This is a genomic window from Nocardioides anomalus, assembly GCF_011046535.1.
Lineage (GTDB): Bacteria > Actinomycetota > Actinomycetes > Propionibacteriales > Nocardioidaceae > Nocardioides > Nocardioides anomalus.
In genome coordinates this window covers 25,218-44,006 of the sequence record NZ_CP049257.1, presented here as the reverse complement: position 1 = coordinate 44,006, position 18,789 = coordinate 25,218, and the positions used below count along the sequence as shown (strand labels likewise).

The 18,789-nt window shown below is 71.7% G+C and carries 16 protein-coding genes; 3 read left to right on the top strand and 13 right to left on the bottom strand.

The window, feature by feature from the left end; all coding sequences use genetic code 11:
* Positions 1 to 217: 217 nt before the first annotated feature.
* The 12 genes from G5V58_RS00240 to G5V58_RS00185 all read right to left on the bottom strand — a co-directional run bounded on the left by G5V58_RS00240 (position 218) and on the right by G5V58_RS00185 (position 13,781).
* Positions 218 to 991 (bottom strand): J domain-containing protein, encoded by a 774-nt coding sequence (locus tag G5V58_RS00240; RefSeq protein ID WP_165227715.1) that lies wholly within the window; start codon positions 989 to 991, stop codon positions 218 to 220.
* On the bottom strand, positions 988 to 1,671 hold the full coding sequence (locus G5V58_RS00235; protein WP_165227713.1) for a hypothetical protein: 684 nt from the start codon (positions 1,669 to 1,671) through the stop codon (positions 988 to 990). The genes G5V58_RS00240 and G5V58_RS00235 overlap by 4 nt, the downstream gene beginning before the upstream one ends.
* Positions 1,668 to 2,969 (bottom strand): MCE family protein, encoded by a 1,302-nt coding sequence (locus G5V58_RS00230; protein ID WP_165227711.1) that lies wholly within the window; start codon positions 2,967 to 2,969, stop codon positions 1,668 to 1,670. Before G5V58_RS00230 ends, G5V58_RS00235 begins: the two co-directional genes overlap by 4 nt.
* Positions 2,966 to 4,507 carry an MCE family protein gene (locus G5V58_RS00225; protein ID WP_230487418.1) on the bottom strand — a complete coding sequence of 514 codons (1,542 nt, stop codon included), beginning with the start codon at positions 4,505 to 4,507 and terminating at the stop codon, positions 2,966 to 2,968. The genes G5V58_RS00230 and G5V58_RS00225 overlap by 4 nt, the downstream gene beginning before the upstream one ends.
* 5 nt (positions 4,508 to 4,512) lie before the next feature.
* Positions 4,513 to 5,685 carry an MCE family protein gene (locus G5V58_RS00220; RefSeq protein WP_165227707.1) on the bottom strand — a complete coding sequence of 391 codons (1,173 nt, stop codon included), beginning with the start codon at positions 5,683 to 5,685 and terminating at the stop codon, positions 4,513 to 4,515.
* Positions 5,682 to 6,662: an MCE family protein gene (locus tag G5V58_RS00215; protein ID WP_165227705.1), complete on the bottom strand. Its 981-nt coding sequence runs from the start codon at positions 6,660 to 6,662 to the stop codon at positions 5,682 to 5,684. The genes G5V58_RS00220 and G5V58_RS00215 overlap by 4 nt, the downstream gene beginning before the upstream one ends.
* Entirely contained in the window at positions 6,659 to 7,690 is a 1,032-nt protein-coding gene (locus G5V58_RS00210) for an MCE family protein (protein ID WP_165227703.1), read from the bottom strand. The genes G5V58_RS00215 and G5V58_RS00210 overlap by 4 nt, the downstream gene beginning before the upstream one ends.
* Positions 7,687 to 9,015 carry an MCE family protein gene (locus tag G5V58_RS00205; RefSeq protein WP_165227701.1) on the bottom strand — a complete coding sequence of 443 codons (1,329 nt, stop codon included), beginning with the start codon at positions 9,013 to 9,015 and terminating at the stop codon, positions 7,687 to 7,689. Before G5V58_RS00205 ends, G5V58_RS00210 begins: the two co-directional genes overlap by 4 nt.
* A complete protein-coding gene (locus G5V58_RS00200) occupies positions 9,012 to 9,839 on the bottom strand; it encodes an MlaE family ABC transporter permease (protein WP_165227699.1) in 828 nt (275 codons plus the stop codon). Before G5V58_RS00200 ends, G5V58_RS00205 begins: the two co-directional genes overlap by 4 nt.
* A 5-nt stretch (positions 9,840 to 9,844) precedes the next feature.
* A complete protein-coding gene (locus tag G5V58_RS00195; protein ID WP_165227697.1) occupies positions 9,845 to 10,630 on the bottom strand; it encodes an MlaE family ABC transporter permease in 786 nt (261 codons plus the stop codon).
* Between the two features lie 16 nt (positions 10,631 to 10,646).
* The gene (locus tag G5V58_RS00190; protein WP_165227695.1) at positions 10,647 to 11,603 is read right to left on the bottom strand and encodes an ABC transporter ATP-binding protein; all 957 of its coding nucleotides are present in this window, start codon (positions 11,601 to 11,603) and stop codon (positions 10,647 to 10,649) included.
* Between the two features lie 261 nt (positions 11,604 to 11,864).
* On the bottom strand, positions 11,865 to 13,781 hold the full coding sequence (locus G5V58_RS00185; protein WP_165227693.1) for an Ig-like domain-containing protein: 1,917 nt from the start codon (positions 13,779 to 13,781) through the stop codon (positions 11,865 to 11,867).
* A 140-nt stretch (positions 13,782 to 13,921) separates the two neighbouring features.
* Between G5V58_RS00185 and G5V58_RS00180 the strand changes: the two genes are divergently transcribed.
* The 3 genes from G5V58_RS00180 to G5V58_RS00170 are packed head-to-tail and all read left to right on the top strand — an operon-like array spanning position 13,922 to position 15,443.
* Positions 13,922 to 14,398, top strand: coding sequence for an SRPBCC family protein (locus tag G5V58_RS00180; RefSeq protein ID WP_165227691.1), 477 nt, complete (start codon positions 13,922 to 13,924; stop codon positions 14,396 to 14,398).
* Entirely contained in the window at positions 14,395 to 15,111 is a 717-nt protein-coding gene (locus G5V58_RS00175) for a hemerythrin domain-containing protein (protein WP_165227689.1), read from the top strand. The genes G5V58_RS00180 and G5V58_RS00175 overlap by 4 nt, the downstream gene beginning before the upstream one ends.
* Positions 15,108 to 15,443: a thioredoxin family protein gene (locus tag G5V58_RS00170; protein ID WP_165227687.1), complete on the top strand. Its 336-nt coding sequence runs from the start codon at positions 15,108 to 15,110 to the stop codon at positions 15,441 to 15,443. The genes G5V58_RS00175 and G5V58_RS00170 overlap by 4 nt, the downstream gene beginning before the upstream one ends.
* Here the strand turns inward: G5V58_RS00170 and G5V58_RS00165 are convergent.
* Positions 15,431 to 18,769: a BTAD domain-containing putative transcriptional regulator gene (locus G5V58_RS00165; RefSeq protein ID WP_165227685.1), complete on the bottom strand. Its 3,339-nt coding sequence runs from the start codon at positions 18,767 to 18,769 to the stop codon at positions 15,431 to 15,433. The genes G5V58_RS00170 and G5V58_RS00165 overlap by 13 nt on opposite strands.
* Between the last annotated feature and the right edge of the window lie 20 nt (positions 18,770 to 18,789).

The following is an 18,789-nucleotide window of genomic DNA, read 5'->3' as shown; positions in this document are numbered from 1 at the left end:
CGGAGACGCGCCGACCGACCACATCAACACCCATTCCGGGCAGGGCGTGAGCATCTGAGGGCAGGCGCAAAGAGCCACGATAGCCGATGGCAAGGCAGCCGACAAGCCCTCGCCTCGGCTGCACCGCACAGCGTCCCACGATGATGAGCGCTGTCCGGGCCGAGGTCAAGCACCAGCGCCGATCCGGTACCCCTCCGGGTGCGCCGGCACCCGGGCGTCAGCCCGCGAGCTGGCTGGTGTCCAGACCGTCCACGAGCCAGGCGTCGCCCTGCTTGACCATCGTCATGACGACCTGGTCGCGGGACACGACGGGCTCGGTGGTCTTGGCGTTGGTGGTCGGCCGGTTGACGAAGACCAGCACCTGCACCCGGTCGTCGCCGGACCGCACGATCCCGGAGGCGACCACCTGGACCGTCACCACGGGCTTGACCTCGGCGGCGTTCTGCTTGATGACGGTGAACAGCTCGTCGTACTTCGCCCGGTAGGAGGCCGTCATCAGCTCGCCCGCGGCCTGCTGGTCGTCGTCGAGGTGGCGGTAGTCGTAGGCCAGGATCGTGGTCACCGCGGTCTCGGCCGCGCCCTGGGCCTGGCTGGAGGCCTCGGCGATGTCGTCGTCGGAGGGCTGGGTGAGCAGGTACGCCGCGCAGCCCAGCACCAGCGCGAGCAGGACGGCCAGGGCCGCGAGCAGCCAGGCCGGGACCACCCACGTCGGGCGCCGCCCACCGGGCTCGTCGTGGGTCAGCGGGCGCGCCGTCTCCTCGTCGGCCGGCTCGGGCTCCGGCGCGGTGGCCGGCTCGGGCTCGGGCTCGAGCGTCGCGTCGTACGCCGCCCGGCGCTGCGGGTCGAGCAGGACCTCGGCGGCCTCGTTGAGCGAGCGGAAGCGCCGGTCGCCGGGATCGAGGTCGGCGATCGCGTCGCGCCAGGCCGTGCGGATCTCGGCAGCCGTGGCGTCGCGGTCCACGCCGAGCAGGTCGTACCAGGTCGGGGTCACGGCGTCGCGCCCCCGCTCGGTGCCGACGAGTCGGTGGGCACCACCGACGGGACCTCGCTCGGCGCGCCGGTCGTGCCCCCGCTCTGGTCGGCGTCGCCGGTCAGTGCGGTGAAGTCGTCGACGAGCCAGGTGCCCTTGATCTTGCGCAGGCTGACCTGGACCCGGAACGGCGCGGGCTCGGTCTCGACGCGCTGGTCCGAGCCGTCGGTGGCCGGGTAGGACTGGGTGAAGGAGCCGGCGACCAGAGCGGTCGCGGAGTCGGAGTCGATGGCCGAGACGCCGGTGCTGTAGACCTGCGCCGAGCGGCCGACGCCGGCCTGCTTGACGGTGGCCTCGGCCAGGGGCGCGTTCTTCTCGAAGTCCGCGGCGAACTTGGGGGTGATGACCTCCTCGACCTGCGAGCGGTACTTGGGCATCGTGTCGCCCTCGAGCAGGTCGGGGCCGTAGGTGTTGATGCGCAGCATGAACTGCTCGGCCTGGGCCATCACGGCCTCGCGCTCGTCCTGGACCTGCGCCTGGTCGCCGTCGAGACCCAGCGCCGGCACGGGCCGGGTGGCGCCGAGGTAGCCGACGGCGGCCACCGAGGCCACCAGGAGCACGAGCAGACCGACGAGCAGGGCGAGCCGCAGGGAGCGCGCCGGCGTGCGGGCGGGTCCGTCGGGGCTGCTCTCCGGGGTCACTCCTGACCGGTCGTCAGGGGCTGGAGGAACAGCCACTTCCAGGACTCCTCTCCGAGCGTCGACGGCGGGGCCACGCTACCGGTGGCGGCCAGCGAGGAACCGTCGTCCGGGTCCGTGCTGCCCCAGGTCAGCTTGCCGGTCCCCGGGTCGTACGACGCCACGACGGGCGCGTCGTAGGAGGCCGGGGCGCGCTTGGCGATGTTCTGGGCGCCGCGGGCGTTGGTCGTGGTGGCCGGCTCCGCGCAGTGCGCGTTGACGTTCATCGGCCGGTTGCTGCCGTCCTGCGGGATCCGGGTGTCGGTGCTCTCGTAGCCCTGGTGGCACACCGGCTGGTTGGTGAGGATCAGTCCGAAGTGGGCGTCGTACAGCCCGGTCTCGGGGGTCTTCGAGACGACGGTGAAGCCGCCCTCGACGACGTAGGGGTAGATCACCAGCAGCTGCTTGATGCCGTCGAGGTGCTTGACGACGATGTCGCCGGTCGTGACCAGGTTGTTGATGAGGTCGCCGAGCTCGACCTGGTTCTGCTCCAGGAAGGTCCGCAGCTGGGTCGCGGCCACGCCGCCGGTGTCGATGAGGGTGCGCAGGTCCTTGTCCGAGCCGGCCAGGACGGTGCTGAAGGCCTGGAGCTGGGAGGAGAAGTTGCGGATCGCGGAGTCCGAGGCGATCTGACCGTTGAGGACGGTGTTGCTGTCCTTGATCAGCGCGGTGGTGAGGTCGAAGTTGTCGTTGGCGGTGTTGATGAAGGAGTTGCCGCTGTCGATGATCCGCTGCAGGTCCTCACCGGTGCCGCCGAAGGCCGCGCCGAGCTCGTCGACGGTGGTCTTGAGCGAGGTCTTGTCGACCGACTCCACGGTCTCGGACAGGTGGGTGAGCAGGGTGTCGGTCGCGATGGGGATGCGGGTGTCGTCCTGCTTGATGACCGAGCCGTCGTGGAGGTAGGGCCCGTCGTCGCGCTGCGGCTGCAGCTCGACGTACTGCTCGCCGACGGCCGAGCGGTTGCCGACCACGGCGAGCGCGTCGGCCGGGATCTCGTCGTAGGACTTCTCGATGTCGAGGACCACGTCGACGCCCTGGTCGGTCAGCTCCATCTTCGAGACCTGGCCCACGCCGACACCGCGGTAGGTGACCTCACCGCCGGCGAAGATGCCGCCGGAGTCGGGGAAGTGCGCGGTCACGGTGTAGCTGTCGTCGTAGAACAGCCGGTCCAGCTGGGCGTAGCGCGCGCCGACGAACGTGACGCCGAGCAGGGTGATGGCCACGAAGACCAGCAGCTGCACCTTGGTGCGGGTGGTGATCACCGCGACGCACCTGCCTTCGCCTGGGTCGAGCCGTCAGCCGCGGGCTCGGCCGCAGGCTGCTGGGTGGGTACGACGGAGGGCGGGATGAGCAGGTTGACCAGGGCCGGGTCGTAGACCTGCTGGAGCTGGGCCATGGTCGGGCCACCGTGCGTGGCGTCGTTCCAGCCGGTGCCGGCTCGCCCGAGCCCGCCCAGGACGCCGCCGACGACACCGCCGAGGTCGGGCAGCCCGGACACGCTCGGCAACGGCAGGGTCGGCAGGGACGGCAGCGGGACACCGCTGCCCCCGCCGCCACCACCGAGGTTGAGGCCGAGGCCGTTGCACAGCAGCGGGATCGGCACCGGGAGCGCCTGGCAGACCTGCTTGATGAGGAAGTCCGGCAGGTCCTTGCAGTTCTTCAGGCTCGGGCTCTGGGTGCACTTGTTGATCGCCGCGATCGTGTCGGCGCACAGCTGGTCGAGCGGCGGCAGCGGTCCGAGGTCGGGGATCTGCGAGAGCGGCGTGCACACCAGCTCGGTGGGGATGCCGGGCACCGTCGGCAGGCCCTTGGTGAGGTCGAGCTGGAGCTCGATCGAGAGGTTGGTGTAGTCGCCCATGTGCAGGTTGCGGGCCACCTGCGGGTCGCGGCCGACCACCTCGTCGACGAAGGGGTAGGCGTAGAAGACGTTGACCGCGTTGACCAGGTCGTCGCCGGAGGCCGCGAGCTGGTTGAGCACCGGCTGGAGCTGGCGCAGCGAGTTGATGGTGGCGTCCTTGGAGGCCGAGATCACCTGGACCCCCACCCCGGAGAGGTCGTCGAGGGCCTGGAGCATCTTGACCAGGTCCTGGCGCTGGCCGTCGATGCTGGTCAGGGCGCTGGGCAGCTGCTCCAGCGCCTCGTCGATGTTGTCCTCCTGCTGGCGCGCGGAGATCGAGAGCCGGTTGAGGGCCTCGAGCGCGTCGACGATCTGGACCTTGTTGGTGTCCAGGGTGGAGGTGAAGGTGTTGACCTGGTCGAGCACCGACCGGACGTCGCCCTCACGACCGCTCAGCGCCTTGTTGAGCTCCTGGGTGATGGTCTTGAGCTGGGCCACGCCGCCGCCGTTGAGGATGAGGCTGAGCGCGCCCAGCACCTCCTCGACCTCCGGGTTGCGCCCGGTCCGCTCCAGCGGGATCACGTCGCCGGTCTCCAGCGAGCCCTCGGCGCCGCTCTCGGGCGCGGCCAGGGACACGAACTTCTCACCCAGGAGGCTGGTCTGGCGGATCTCGGCCACGGTGTTCTCGGGCAGCTTGGTGTCGTCGCGCAGCTCGATCTCGACGTTGGCGTGGTAGCCCTCGAGGTCGATCGACTTCACCTGCCCGACGCTGACGTCGTTGACCTTGACCGTCGACTTCGGCACCAGGTCCAGGACGTCCTGGAACTGCACCGTCACCTCGATGGGGTGGTCGCCGACGTCGGTGCCGCCGGGCAGCGGCAGGGAGTAGACGTCGAAGTCGCAGCCGGAGAGGGCCACGCTGCCGACGAGGACGCCGAGCAGGGCCGTGGCGGCGCGCCGCATCCGCTTCACTGCCGGCTCCCCTCGTCGTCGGTCACCTGGACCAGGCCGCCCAGGCTGAGGTCGAAGTGCTGGCCGTACGACGTGCCGGTGCCGAGCGGCGAGCCGGCCTCCCCGAACGGCGCCGCGCGCTTGAGCAGCGTGTTGGTGACGTTGCACAGCTGACCGGACTTGTCGGCCTGGCTGAGGATCGCGCACACGAACTCGGCGGGGTTCCCGGTCACCTGGTTGACCAGCTCGCCGAGGTTGGCGTTGGTGTCGAGCGTGCCGGCCTGCGGGTTGTAGGTCAGGGCCAGGTTGTTCAGCGCGACCGGGGCGTCGGTGAGGGTCTCGTCGAGGGCGTCGCGCTGCTTGACCAGCACCTTGGCCACCCGGTTGATGTGCTCGATGTTCTGCCCCAGGATCTGGCGGTTGTCCTTGACGAACGTCGCCACCTCGCCGAGCCCGACCGACAGGTTGTGCAGGGCCGCGGCCAGCTCCTCCTTCTCCCCCGACAGCAGGTCGGAGACGTCGGAGAGCGACTGGTTGAACTGGCGCACCGTCTTGTCGTTGGTGGCCAGGGTGTTGATGAACCCCTCGAGCTCGCGGGCGGAGCCGAAGAGCTCCTCCTTGTTGTCGTCCAGGGTCTGGCTCAGGCTGCTGAAGTCCTGGATGGTCTGGTGCAGCGCCGCGCCCTGACCGCCGAAGTTCTGGGCGGTCACGTCGAGCAGGTCGGCCAGCGCGCCGTTCTTGTTGGCGCCCTCCGGGCCGAGCGCGACGTTCAGCCGGTCCAGGCTGCTGTAGATCTGGTCGAGCTCCAGCGGCACGCCGGTGTCCTGGCCCTCCAGGGTGGCGCCGTCCTTGAGCCTGGGTCCGCTCTTGTAGACCGGGGTCAGCTGGACGTAGCGGTCGCCGACGATCGAGGGCGCCACGATGACGGCCTTGGCGTCGGCGGGCACGTCCACGTCGGCGTCGTAGCTCATCGTGACGACGACGTCGGTGCCCGACGGGGTGACGGTGTCGACCTGGCCCACGGCCACGCCGAGGACCTTGACCTCGCTGCCCTCGTAGATCGAGATGGTGCGCGGGAAGTGCGCGGTGAGGGTCTTGGTGTGGTCGCCACCGAAGAACATGGTGATGGCGAACGCCACGACCAGCGCGACCAGCACCAGCGGGACGAGGGCCCTCTTGAGGATGCTCACCCGAGCCCACCTCCGTTCAGCAGGTCGGGAGCCGGCGGCAGGTTCTGGATGTAGGTGTCGAACCACGGGCCGCTGCCCAGGGTGTTGGTGAAGACGCGGTAGAACGGCGCCATCAGCCGCAGCCCGTTGTCGATGTTGTCCTCGTTCTTGTTGAGGATGCCGACCACGTCGTCGAGCTGGGTCAGGGCCGGCTTGAGGTCGTCGCGGCTCTGCCGGACCAGCTTGGTCAGCTCCTCCGACAGCGTCGAGGTGGAGACCAGCAGGTTGTGCACCGACTCGCGCCGGGCGACCAGGGCCTGGAACAGCGTGTCGGACTGCCGCATCAGGTCGACGATGTCCTGGTCGCGGTCGTTGAGGACGGTGGAGACCCGCTGCAGGTTGGTCAGCAGCGTGGTGATCCGCTCGTTCTTCTCGGCGATGTTCTGCGAGAGCCGCGAGACCCCGGACAGCGCCGCCTGGAACTCCTCGGGCGTGTTGCGGGTCAGGTCGGCCAGCGTGGTCAGCGACGTCGCGAGCTGGTCGGTGTCGATCTCGTCGGCGGTGTCGGCCAGGCCGGAGAACGCCTGCACCACGTCGTACGGCGAGCTGGTGCGCTCGACCGGGATCTCCTTGCCGGCCTGGAGCTGGCCGGAGCCCTTGGGCTCGAGGGCGAGGTACATCGCGCCGAGCAGGGTGTTGACCCGGATGGCGGCGCCGGTCTCGGTACCGAACTCGGAGTCGGTCTTGACCCGGAAGGTGACCTTCACGTGGCCGTCCTCGAGCTCGATCTTCTCGACCTTGCCCACTCGGACGCCGGCGATGCGCACCGGGTCGTCGGCCTTGAGCCCGCCGGCCTCGGTGAACGCCGCGGTGTAGGTGTCGCCGCCGCCGATGAGCGGCAGGTCCTGCGCGCGGAAGGCGGCCAGGATGAAGGCCGCGATGACGGCGAGGCTGATCGCCCCGATGATCACGGGGTTGCGCTCGCGGAAGGGCTTCATCCGAGATCACACCTGTCCGAGCCGGTGTTGTACTTCACCGGGACCGTGACCCCGGGCAGCTTGACCGTGCCCTGGAACGAGCACAGGTAGAAGTTGAACCAGGAGCCGTAGATCGCGGTGCGGCCCACCTTCTCCAGCTTGATGGGCATGACCTGCAGCGCCCGGTCGAGCTCGCCCCGGTTGCGCTGGATGTTGGCGGTCAGCTGGCGCAGGTTGGCGATGTCGTCGACCAGCGGGGAGCGGATCCCCTTGACCAGCCCGGCGGTCTGCACCGAGAGGTCGGAGATCTGGTCGAGCGAGCCGAGGATGGCGTCGCGGTCGCTGTTGAGGCCGGAGACGAAGGTCTTGAACGTCGTGATCAGCTGGTTGAGCTGCTGGTCGCGGTCGGCGACGTGGTCGAGCACCTCGTTGAGGTTGTCGATGAGCGCGCTGATCACCTGGTCACGGTCGGCCAGGGTGCTCGTGACCGACGCCGTGTGGCCGAGCAGGCTCTCCAGCGTGCCGCCCTCGCCCTGGAAGACCTGGACGATCTCGTAGGACAGCTGGTTGATGTCGGCCGGGCTGAGCGCCTCGAAGAGCGGCTTGAAGCCGTTGAACAGCACGGTGAGGTCGAGGGCCGGCGCCGTGCGCGCGATCGGGATGGTCGCGCCGTCGTCGAGCTTCTTCGCGGAGCCGACCTCCTGGGTCAGCGCGACGTAGCGCTGGCCGACCAGGTTGCGGTACTTGATCGTCGCGTGCGTGGCGCCGGTGACCTGGGTGCCGTCGTCGACGGAGAAGGTCACCAGGGCCCGCGTGCGGTCGGTGATGGCGACGTCCTTGACGGTGCCGACCTTGACGCCCGCGACCCGGATGTCGTCGCCCTTGACCAGGCCGGTGGCGTCGGCGAAGACCGCCTTGTACTTCTGGGTGCCCGAGAAGGACAGGTTGCCGATGGTGATGACCAGGACGGCGGTCGAGAGCGTGGTGACGACGATGAAGATGAGCAGCTTGGTCAGGTCGAGCGTCGTCTTCTTGTCCAGCAGCTTCACTGCCCACCCCCCGGCTCACCGAACGAGACGGTGGCGCCGCGGACCATCGGGCCGAGCAGCAGCCCCCCGAGGTCCGGGACGGCGGCGGCCGAGGTGCCCAGGCCCGGCGCCAGCAGCTGCTTGATCAGGTCGGACTCCTGCGGCGAGCCGGCGTAGCCACCGACCCCGAAGCCGCCGAGCTGGCCCGCACTCCCGTCGTACGACGCCCCGACCCGCTGGGTGCCCTTGCCGAGCGGCGAGTCCACGCCGTCGACGAAGTCGGGCTGGCGGCGCACGGGGTTGTCCTGGTTCCACGGGGGGTTGGGCAGGTGCAGGCACGTCGGGCCGCGGTCGTCGCCGAGCACCGGGGTGTCGTCGGCGTTGTAGGCGCGCGGCTGGTTGGGCAGCGTCTCCAGCACGATGTGCAGCGTGAAGCCGCGGAAGGCCTCGGCCTGCCGCTTGCCGGCGTTCACCACGCCGCCGAGCAGGCACGGGAACTCGGTGGAGTAGCGCGCGAGCACCTCGAGCTGGGCCTGGCTGACGTCGCCGAGCCGGATGATGTTGTCGCCGTTGTCCTCGAGGAAGGTCTGGGCGGTCCCGGAGAACGCCGTCACGTCGTTGAGCAGCGCGTTGAGCTTGGCCTCGCGGTCCTCGAGGGTGGTCGTCGTGGTGACGGTGTTGTGCAGGATGTCGCCGATCTGGGGCAGCACGTCGGCGTAGGTGTCGGAGACCTGCGCGGTCAGCTTGAGGTCCTCGACCAGCGCCGGGATCTGCGGGTTGAGCCGGGTGAGGTAGCTGTTGACGGTCTCGAGGTTCTCCCCGATCTGGTCACCGCGGCCCTCGAGCGCGGTGGCCAGGGCGTTGAGCGTCATGTTGAGCTCGCCCGGCTCGACCGTGCGCAGCAGCGGGTAGAGGTCGGAGAGCACCTTCTCGACCTCGGTGGCGACCTGGGTGCGCTTGATCGTCTCCCCGGCCTGGATCGAGGAGTCCGCCGGCTGGTCGGGGACGATGAGGGAGACGTACTTCTCGCCGAAGAGCGTCTTGGGCACGATCGAGGCGGTGACGTTGCTCGGGATCGTCTTCACCTGGTCGGGGTAGAGGCCCAGGGTGATCTTGGCGCCATCGGCGGTGGCGCTGGTGGCGAGCACCTCGCCGACCAGGACGCCGCGGATCTTGACGTCCGCACGGGAGGGGAGCTGCAGGCCGATCGTCGAGGTCTCGACGGTGACCTCGTCGTAGTCGGCGAACTTCTTGGTGAACGTCGCGTAGGTGAGGTAGACGGCCGCGACCACCATCGCCATGAAGATGACGCCGAGGGCCTTGCGCTGGCGCAGGACGAAGCTCATCCGGCCAGCCTCACCGTGGTGCTGGCGCCCCAGATCGCCATCGACATGAGCAGGTCGAGCACGTTGATGGCCACGATGCTGGTGCGCACGGCGCGACCGACGGCCACGCCCACGCCGGCCGGGCCACCGCTGGCGTTGTAGCCGTAGTAGCAGTGGATGAGGATCACGACGACCGCGAAGACCAGGACCTTGCCGAAGGACCACATCACGTCGCCGGGCGGCAGGAACTGGTGGAAGTAGTGGTCGTAGGTGCCGGTGCTCTGGCCGAAGAACGAGGTCACGACCAGCCGGGTCGCGAAGAACGACGAGAGCAGCCCGATGACGTACAGCGGGATGATCGCGATGAGCCCGCCGATGATGCGCGTGGTGACCAGGAACGGCAGCGAGGGGATGGCCATCACCTCGAGGGCGTCGACCTCCTCGGAGATCCGCATCGCGCCGAGCTGGGCGGTGAAGCCGCAGCCGACGGTGGCGGCCAGGGCGATCGAGGCGACCAGCGGCGCGATCTCCCGGGTGTTGAAGTAGGCCGAGACGAAGCCGGAGAACGCCGCGGTGCCGATCTGGTTGAGCGCGGCGTAGCCCTGCAGGCCGACCTCGGTGCCGGTGAAGAAGCACATCGCGAGGATGACGCCGACGGTGCCGCCGATGACCGCGAGGGCGCCCGAGCCGAGGGTGGTCTCGGCCAGGATGCGCAGGATCTCCTTCTTGTAGCGGGTGATCGTGCGCGGGGTCCACGCCAGCGCGCGGATGTAGAAGCTCAGCTGGCCCCCGAGGTCGTCGAGGGCGCTGGCCGGCTTGGTGTAGATCGCCTTGAAGTTCGCCATGGCCGCTAACCCGTCTTCGGTGGGACGAGCTGGAAGTAGATCGCGCTCATCACGAAGTTGACGACGAACAGGAGCATGAAGGTGATGACGACGGACTCGTTCACCGCGTCGCCGACGCCCTTCGGACCACCGCCGGCGCTCATGCCCTTGTAGCAGGCGACGATGGCGGCGATGAGGCCGAAGATGAGGGCCTTGGCCATGCCCTGCCACAGGTCGGGCAGCTGGGCGAGCGCTGTGAAGCTCGCCAGGTAGGCCCCTGGCGTGCCGTCCTGCAGGACGACGTTGAAGACGTAGCCGCCGGCCACGCCGACGACCGAGACCAGGCCGTTGAGGAAGACCGAGACGAGCATGCAGGCGAGCACGCGCGGGACCACGAGCCGCTGGATCGGGTCGATGCCGAGCACCATCATCGCGTCGAGCTCTTCGCGGATCTTGCGCGCGCCGAGGTCGGCGGCGATGGCCGAGCCGCCGGCGCCGGCGATGAGCAGCGACGTCGCGATGGGGCCGGCCTCGCGGACCACCGCGAGCACCGCGGCGGAGCCGGTGAAGGACTGGGCGCCGAACTGCTTGATCAGCCCGCCGACCTGGAGCGCGATGACCGCGCCGAAGGGGATGGCGACCAGGGCGGTCGGGATGATCGTCACCGAGGCGATGAACCAGGCCTGCTGGAGGAACTCGCGGGTCTGGAAGGGTCGCCGGAACAGGCCGCGTCCGACGTCGAGACCGAAGGCGAAGAGCTTGCCCGCGGTGCCGACCGGCGCCAGCACCCGGGTGGCGGTGAGGGAGGCCATGACTGCAGTCCCGGCCTCAGCTCGCGCCGGTGGTCATGGACATGTTCTCCTCGAAGGAGCCCGGCGGCGGCGTGACGCCGTTCTCCTTGCACCACGAGCCCGGCTCGCGCTGGCTGCGGCGCGGGATGCCGTTGGACGGCTCGAGCTGCATGGGGATCGGCGGCAGCGGCGGCAGGTCCTGGTCCTTCTCGGCCGCGAGCTCGTCGGCGTCCTTCTCCTCCGACATGCCGATCGGGCCGACGCGCTGGGCGTTGAGGAACTGGCGCACCACCGGCTCCTCGGAGGACAGCAGCATCTCGCGGGGCCCGAACATGGCCAGGTGCCGGTGGTAGAGCAGCCCGATGTTGTCGGGCACGGTCCGCGCGGTGTTGATGTCGTGGGTGACGATGAGGAACGTCGCGTCGATCTGGGCGTTGAGGTCGACGATCAGCTGGTTGAGGAACGCCGTGCGCACCGGGTCCAGGCCCGAGTCCGGCTCGTCGAAGAGCACGATCTCGGGGTCGAGGACCAGGGCCCGGGCCAGGCCGGCGCGCTTGCGCATGCCGCCGGAGATCTCGCCGGGGAGCTTGTCCTCGGCGCCGAGCAGGCCGACGAGGTCCATCTTCTCCATGACCACGTCGCGGATCTCGGACTCGGACTTCTTGGTGTGCTCGCGCAGCGGGAAGGCGACGTTGTCGTAGAGGTTCATCGAGCCGAACATCGCGCCGTCCTGGAACAGCACGCCGAACAGCTTGCGGATCTCGTAGAGCTCGCGCTCGGGACAGCTGGCGATGTCGGTGCCCTCGATGACGACCGAGCCCCGGTCGGGCTTGAGCAGGCCGATGATGGTCTTGAGCAGCACGGACTTGCCGGTGCCGGACGGGCCGAGCATCACGCAGATCTCACCCGCGGGCACGGTGAGGGTCACGTCGCCCCAGATGAGCTGCTTGCCGAAGGACTTGGTCAGTCCCTCGATCTGGATCTCCACACCCATTGAGCGCTCTCCCCTTCACCCGGCAACCGCTGGCGGGCCCTCCCAGTCGCCCTGCCCGCGACAGGACTGACCCGTCAGTAACAACGGTGGTGTCGTGGCGAGGTTACGCGCTGGTCATGACCGCCGTCACAAGTTCACCCCCGTGGGTGCCCCCGAGTGCGAGGGTGGGTTACCCGGTGCCGGCCGTTGTGAAACCTGACACAGCGAGAGCGGCCGCCCCTGGGGGTAGGGCGGCCGCTCGGCTGGTGGATCCGGGTCGCCTCAGCGCACCCGGACCGGGACCGCCCTGCTGGTCGAGGCCAGCACGGTGGCGGAGCCGGTGAAGCGGGCGACGAGCTGGTGCTTGCCCCTCTTCAGCTTCTTGGTCGTGAGGACCAGCCTGCCGTCCTGGACGGTCCCGCTGGCCACGACCTTGGCCCCGCGCAGCACCACGACGGTGCCGGTGACCGGGGCCGACGAGCTGACCGTGATCACGACCTTGGCCTTGCCGCGCACGACCTTCTTGACCTTGAGCGCGGTCGTCGAGGCCACCTGCGTGCCCGGGGTGGTCCCGGAGCCCACCGGGTAGGTGAGGGTGGACCGGGAGCCCTCGGTGTTGAGGTCACCTCCGTAGGCGATCGTCAGCTGGTGCGTGCCCGGACTGAGCTGGGGCAGCCGCAGCTGGGTCTGGCCGCCGTTCGCGCTGACCGACCCGAGGACCGTGGCGCCCTCGGACACCACGACCGAGCCGGTCGGCGCGACCGTGGACCCGGTCGGGCGGACCTGGATGGGCAGCACGCTGCCCGGCGCGGCCGGCTGGGCGGGGACCGCGGCGGTGGTCGTGGTCGCCGCCTTGGCGACGGTGAGGACCTCCGGCGGGCTCGCCGACCCGACGTGTTCCGAGGTGCCCAGGTAGGTCGCGACGACCTGGGGCTCGCCCGCCTCCGCCACGGTGAGCGGGGTCGAGGCCGTGCCGTCGGCGCCGACGGGGACGGTGGCGACCGCCTGACCGCGGACGCTGAAGCGCACCTCGCCGGCCGCGACGGGACCGCCGGCCGCAGTGACCTTCGCGGTCGCGGTGACCGGGCTGGTGCTCTTGACCGTGGTCGTGGCCGAGCTGAGGGTGAGGGCCGTCGCGGTGTCGGTGACGGGTTGGCCGGGCTCGACGACCTGGAGGGTGTTGTCGCGGACCGAGGCCGAGGCGAAGGAGACCCCGTCACCGGCGTACACGGCGCGGATCGTCCAGAAGCCGGGGTGGGTCGCGGCCCAGTCGGTGACCGGGACCTCGACGGTCTGCTTGCCCCCGGGGTAGGCCACCTCGGCGATCTGCTCGAAGTGGACGCCGTCGGGGCTGGCGTGGATCTGCATCCGGCCCTGCGGGTCGACCACGGACTCGGTGTTGCTGGACCTCGTGGTGGCCAGCACCGTCACCGGGTCACCTTGGCGGATCTTGGTGGCGCTGAGCGACGAGGTGGTCGTCGTGTGCTGGCGGGTGACGGTGACGTCGGCGACCACGGCCCCGGTGCCGATCTCCTGCGGGGCGTAGTTGGCGTCGCCCTCGTAGTAGATCGTGACGTCCTCGTGCACGCCCGGGGTCATCGTGGGGTCGTAGAGCGCGTAGGTGCCGTCGGTGCGGATCGGGTAGCGGGCCTTGACCACACCGCCGCGCTCCAGGGCCATGGTGCCGGTCGGCACCACCGTGGTGGGGACGGTGGCGTCGAGGCGGCCGTAGAGCGGCAGCCCGTACTCCGGCTGGAACCCGGCGGGGTCGAGGTCGCTGGGGATGAACTGCGGGTCGACCGTGAACTGGGCGGACCCGCTGACGTCGCCGTTGCTGACGAAGACGGTCAGCAGGTGGTGGGTGCCGGCCCGGAACACCCCCGCCGTGGGGATGGACAGCGCGGTGGGTCCCGAGGGGTTCATCGCACCCCCGTCGAAGATCTCGCGGTCTCCCTCCTTCACCACGACCGCGTTGTCGCTGGCGCTGGCGGTGACGCTGATCTTGATCTCGTCGCCGACGAAGAGGGGCTTCTGCGGTCCGCTCACGATCTTGACGGTCTGGGTGGGATCGCCGCCGCCGCCGTCGCCGCCGTCGACGGCGGAGGCGCTGCCGGCCGTGCCGGTCAGCAGGCCGACGGGCAGCGCCGCGGCGAGGAGGAGACCCAGGCGGGCGCTGCGGCCCGTGAGGGTGGGAGTCATGACGTCTGCTTCCTGTGCTCGGATCTGTGGACGACCGGCACGTTGGTCGCCGTCCCTGGGACCGGCCTGGGACGGCGCTGGGAGCCGGCTCCCAGCGCCGTCCCAGCGGCAGTCCAGCGGTGCGGCTCAGGCTCGGGGTCATGAGCACCCGCTTCGGACGCGAGATCGCCGTCCGCTCCTCGATCGCCCTCGACCACCCGGCGGACGCCGTGGTCGGGCTCGTCCTCGACTGGGGCCACGACGACCTGTGGCGCGGCCACGTGCGAGCCGTCACCTGCACGCCCCGCGGTCGGGCCCACGCCGGTCAGGGGCTGGTCGAGGAGCTCGGGTTCGCCGGGCTCACCTTCGTGACGCCGACCCGGGTCGGCGCCGCCGGGGACCGCAGTGCGACGTACGCCGGCGGCGGCCCGCTCGTCCGGGTCCGCGGCGGCCGGGTCGTCCGGCCCACCGAGGACGGCTGCGTCGTGGACGTCACGACCGTGCTGCGACTCGGGGGCTGGCTGCGGCTCCTCGGACCGGTCCTGGTGCCGGCGTACCGGCGGGCCCAGCACGGCGACCTCGAGCGGCTGCGCTGGCTGGTCGGGACCCTGCACGGACCGCAGGCGGTGACCGCGTGAGCGCGCTGCTGCCGGGCCAGGCCGCGGCGCCCGACGGGCCCATCGACCTGACGATGATGTACCTGCTCCACCACGGCTTCCGGCGCGACCTGGCCCGCTTCGCCGACGCCGCGCGCCGCACGCCGGTGGCGGAGGGTGCGACGTGGCACGCGCTGCTCGAGCGGTGGGACCTGTTCGCCCTGCTGCTCGAGGACCACCACACCAAGGAGGACGACCACGTGTGGCCGCTGCTCGACGCCGCGCTGCGCGAGGCCGACGACCGGGGTGGCCTGCGGGTGCTGGAGGAGATGGCCACCGAGCACGGTGCCATCGACCCCGTGCTGGCGACCGCCCGGGAGCGGCTGGCCCGGATGGCCGCGCGGCCCGACGCGGTGACCCGGTCCGCGCTGGTCGACGCCGTCACCGCCGCGCGGGAGGTCGTGGACCAGCACCTCGCGCACGAGGAGCGGTCGGCGGTGCCGTTGCTCCAGCGCTACGTGTCCGAGGACGACTGGGCGCGCCTGGACCGCGAGCACCTGCGCGGCGGCCTCGCTCCCCGCCAGCTGCTCCAGCTGGTGCCGTGGGCCGTGCAGGGGCTGCACCCGGAGATCACCGCCGAGCCGCTGCGTCGGGCCGGGTTCGGCTTCCGGGTGCTGCTGCGGCTGGGCCGGCCGCGGTTCCGGCGCCTCGAGCTGGCCGCCTTCCGCCACGTGGGCGCCGGGGTCGGGGCGTGAGCACCCTCCGCGCGGTCGGCGACGCCGACTTCGGCGACGTGGTGCTGGGCGCGGTGGCGCCCGTGCTCGTGCAGTTCGGAAGCGCCGGCTCCGGCCCGTGCCGACAGGTCGGCGCGATGCTCGAGGAGCTCGCCGTCGACCTCCCCGACCTCACCTTCACCCGACTCGACGTGGGGGCGCACCCAGTGACCGCGTCGGCGTACGGCGTGACGGGACTGCCGACGCTGCTGCTGTTCCTCGAGGGGCAGTCGGTGCTCTCGATCGTGGGCGCCCGCCCCAAGAGCGTCGTGCGCGAGCTGCTCCTCGCGGCGCTGGCCGGTCAGGCCAGGTAGCGCTCCTCCAGCTCGGCCCACCGCTGCCGGAGCACGGGCAGGCCCCACTCCTCGACCAGTTCCCGCGCCCGCGCGGCGTGCCGCTCGGCGGCAGCGCGGTCGCCGAGGGCCGCCGCGCCGAGCGCGAGGTAGGCGTCGACCGGCCCCACCGGCGTCGCCGTCCCGGCCGAGCACATCCGCCCGGCGAAGGGCAGTACGCGGGGGTAGACCCGCGCCGCCAGCTCCCGGTCGCCCAGCCCGAGCGCGATCTCCAGCGCCAGCGCCGCGTTCATGAGGCTCATGAAGGAGCGGGTCTCAAGGTCGACGCCGACGGCGTCGTGCAGCGCGCGCGCCAGCTCGTCGTGGCCGGCCCGCAGCGCGATCACCGTGGCGACCGGCCCGGCCGGGATCGCGGAGGCGTCGACGAAGGAGCTGAGGAAGGCGGCCAGCGCGGCGTACTCGCCGTCGAGGAAGGAGCGGACCAGGCCCGTGGCCAGCACGGCGTTCTCGATGTTGGGCATCCGCAGCTCGCGCGAGAGCTCCTCCAGCCGGGCCAGCGGCTCGGCCGCCTCGTCGCCGCGGCCGTCCATGACCAGCCACGGGACCTGCACCACGCGCAGGATCGCCTCGGCCGTCCCCAGGCCGCGGCCGCGGCAGAGCTCGACCACGCGCGGGAGGTCTCGCCGCACGGTCGCGTAGTCGCCGGCCTCGGCCGCCGCGCTGGTGGCCAGGGCCTCGGCGGCCAGCCGCAGGCGGACGTCGTCGATGCGCCCGGCGAGCACGACCGCCTCGGCGGCGTAGCGGCGCCGGGCCTCGAGCGTCTCGGGCCGCGACTGCGCCGCGAACGCGCCGAGGTACGCCGTCGCGCGCAGCCGCAGGTCCGGCGACGCCTCGGTCACCGCCAGGGCCTCGGCCACGAGCGCGTCGATGGTCTGGGTGTCGTCGCCGTAGTAGAGCTCCATGGCCAGGGCCAGCTGGGCCCGCGCCCGCAGCGCCGCCTGGTCCGGGCCGAGCCGCTCGAGGGCACGCTGCAGGGCCTCGACGATCGGCGCGTGGACGTGGCCGAACGGTCGCACCTGCCACAGCGCGCCCTCCATGGTGGAGATCGCGGCGCGGGTCGCGAGCTCGGTGTCCTCGAGCTGCTCGGCCACCCGGACCGCCTCGTCCACGGCGTCGGAGACCCCGGCCCAGTCGCCCTGCCAACGGCAGGCCTCGACCCGGAGCATCAGCAGCTCGAAGCGCTCACGGAGGTCGTGCTCGTGGTCACTCCACTGCAGCTCGAGGGCGGCCGCGAGGTGCGCGGCCTCCTCGGCGTACGCCCCCTCGCGCCGGGCCGCGTCGGCCGCCAGCAGCACGCCGCGCCAGGCCTCGCGCCGGTAGACGCCGCCGGTGAGCTGCCAGTGGTGGACCAGCGCCGCGCGCTGCACCACCCGGCGCAGCTGGGAGCGCTCGGCCAGGACCGTGGACACCGCCCGGTGCAGCCGCGCCCGCTCGGTGTGGCCGATGGAGTCGTGCACGACCTCGCGCACCACGCCGTGGGAGAACCGGTAGACCGGCGCCGGGTGCCCGGCGTCCACGACCAGGCCGGCGTGGAGCGCCGGCTGCAGGACCGCGGCGCCCTCGGTGGTGTCGCGGCCGGTCATGAACGAGACCAGGTCCAGGTCGAACTCGAGGTCGACCACCGCGGCGGCCTCGAGGAAGCGCACGGTCGGCTCCGGCAGCTGGCGGACGCGGCTGAGCACGACGTCGGTGAGAGAGCCGCTGACCGACCCGGCGGAGCGGGCGAGCTCGATGAGGAAGAAGGGGTTGCCCGAGGTGCGCTCCCACAGGTCTGCGTCCGCCGGGGCCCCGACCACCTCGGTCACGAGCGTCTCCGCGTCCTCGGGCGGGAGGCCCGCGAGGTCGAGCCGCACGCCCTCGTGGCGCGAGCTCGCGGCCGCGAACTCCTCGACCTCCGGGGTGGAGGCGGTGCGCCGCCACGTGGTCACCACGAGGAGCCGCTCGTCCTTGGCCTTCTCCAGGATGCGCAGCAGCAGCCGCAGCGACGCCGGGTCGGCCCACTGGACGTCCTCGACCACCAGCAGCAGCGGGTGGCCGGCCGCGGCCAGGCAGGCGTGGTGGGCGAGGAGGTCGAGGGTGGCGAAGTCGTCCGGCGGAGCGGTCAGCAGGGCCTGCTCGACCGAGGTGTGGAACAGGTCGAGCTGCTCCTCCAGCGACCGCGCGATGGCCCGGAACGGCCAGAGCGGCGGCGGCCCCTCGGCCGAGCACTGGCCCAGGGCCACGGTGAAGCCCCGCTCGAACGCCGTGAGGGCCAGCTCGTGGACGAGCCGGGACTTGCCGATCCCGGCCTCCCCGGTCACCAGGACCGCGCGCGGCCGGCCCGCCTCCGCCTCGTCCAGCTGCTGACCGAGCCGGGCCAGCTCGGCCCGACGTCCGGCCAGCCGCCACCGGGGCAACGGCGGGGACTCGCGGAAGTGCTCGCGCCGCGGCACCGGCTCCTGGCCGAGGTCGTCGACCGGTGGCGGTGCGGGCGCCGCCGTGCCCGCCACGGTCGGGTCCTGGCGCAGGATCGCGGTCTGGAGGTCGCGGACCGCGGGGCTCGGGTCGACGCCGAGCTCGTCGGCCAGCAGGTTGCGCAGCGACTGGAGCGCGGCGAGGGCATCGGCCTGGCGGTGGCTGCGGGTCAGCGCCACGGCGTACAGCGCCCACCAGCGCTCGTGCAGCGGGTGCTCGGCGGTGAGCTGCTCGAGCCCGGGCAGCACCTCGCCGTGACGTCCGAGGGCCAGCAGCGCGACGACCCGCAGCTCCTGCGCGGCGGTGCGCAGCCCGGTCAGCCGGACGCGCTCGGCCTGGGCGTCGGCGTCGTCGCGCAGGTCGGCGTACGGCTCGCCGCGCCAGCCGGCCAGCGCCGCCTCGAGCCGGAGCACGACCGCCTCGGCCTCGAGACGGCGGGCGGGCTCGACCGCGGGACGGAGGTGGTCGGGGACGACGGTCAGCGCGGAGCGGGCCGCGGCGACCGCGGTCTCGAGCTCGACGGCGTCCGCCGCCACCTCGCACCCGCGCAGGGCGTAGCCGTCGCCCTCGGTGACGAGCACGCGGGGCTCGGCCCGCGGCGCCCGGTCGGGCTCGAGGGCGCGACGCAGCGCCGCGACGTACCCGTGGAGCGTGGCCAGGGCCCCCGACGGCGCGTCGGCACCCCACACCCGGCCGATCAGGGTGTCGGTGCCGAGGGCACGGCCGCCGGAGAGCGCGAGGGCCGCGACGATCGCCCGCTGCCGCGGGGTGCCGAGGTCGACCGGCTCGCTGCCGCGGCGTGCGCGCACCGGGCCGAGGACGTCGATCTGCACCGGGACACCCTACGGAAGCG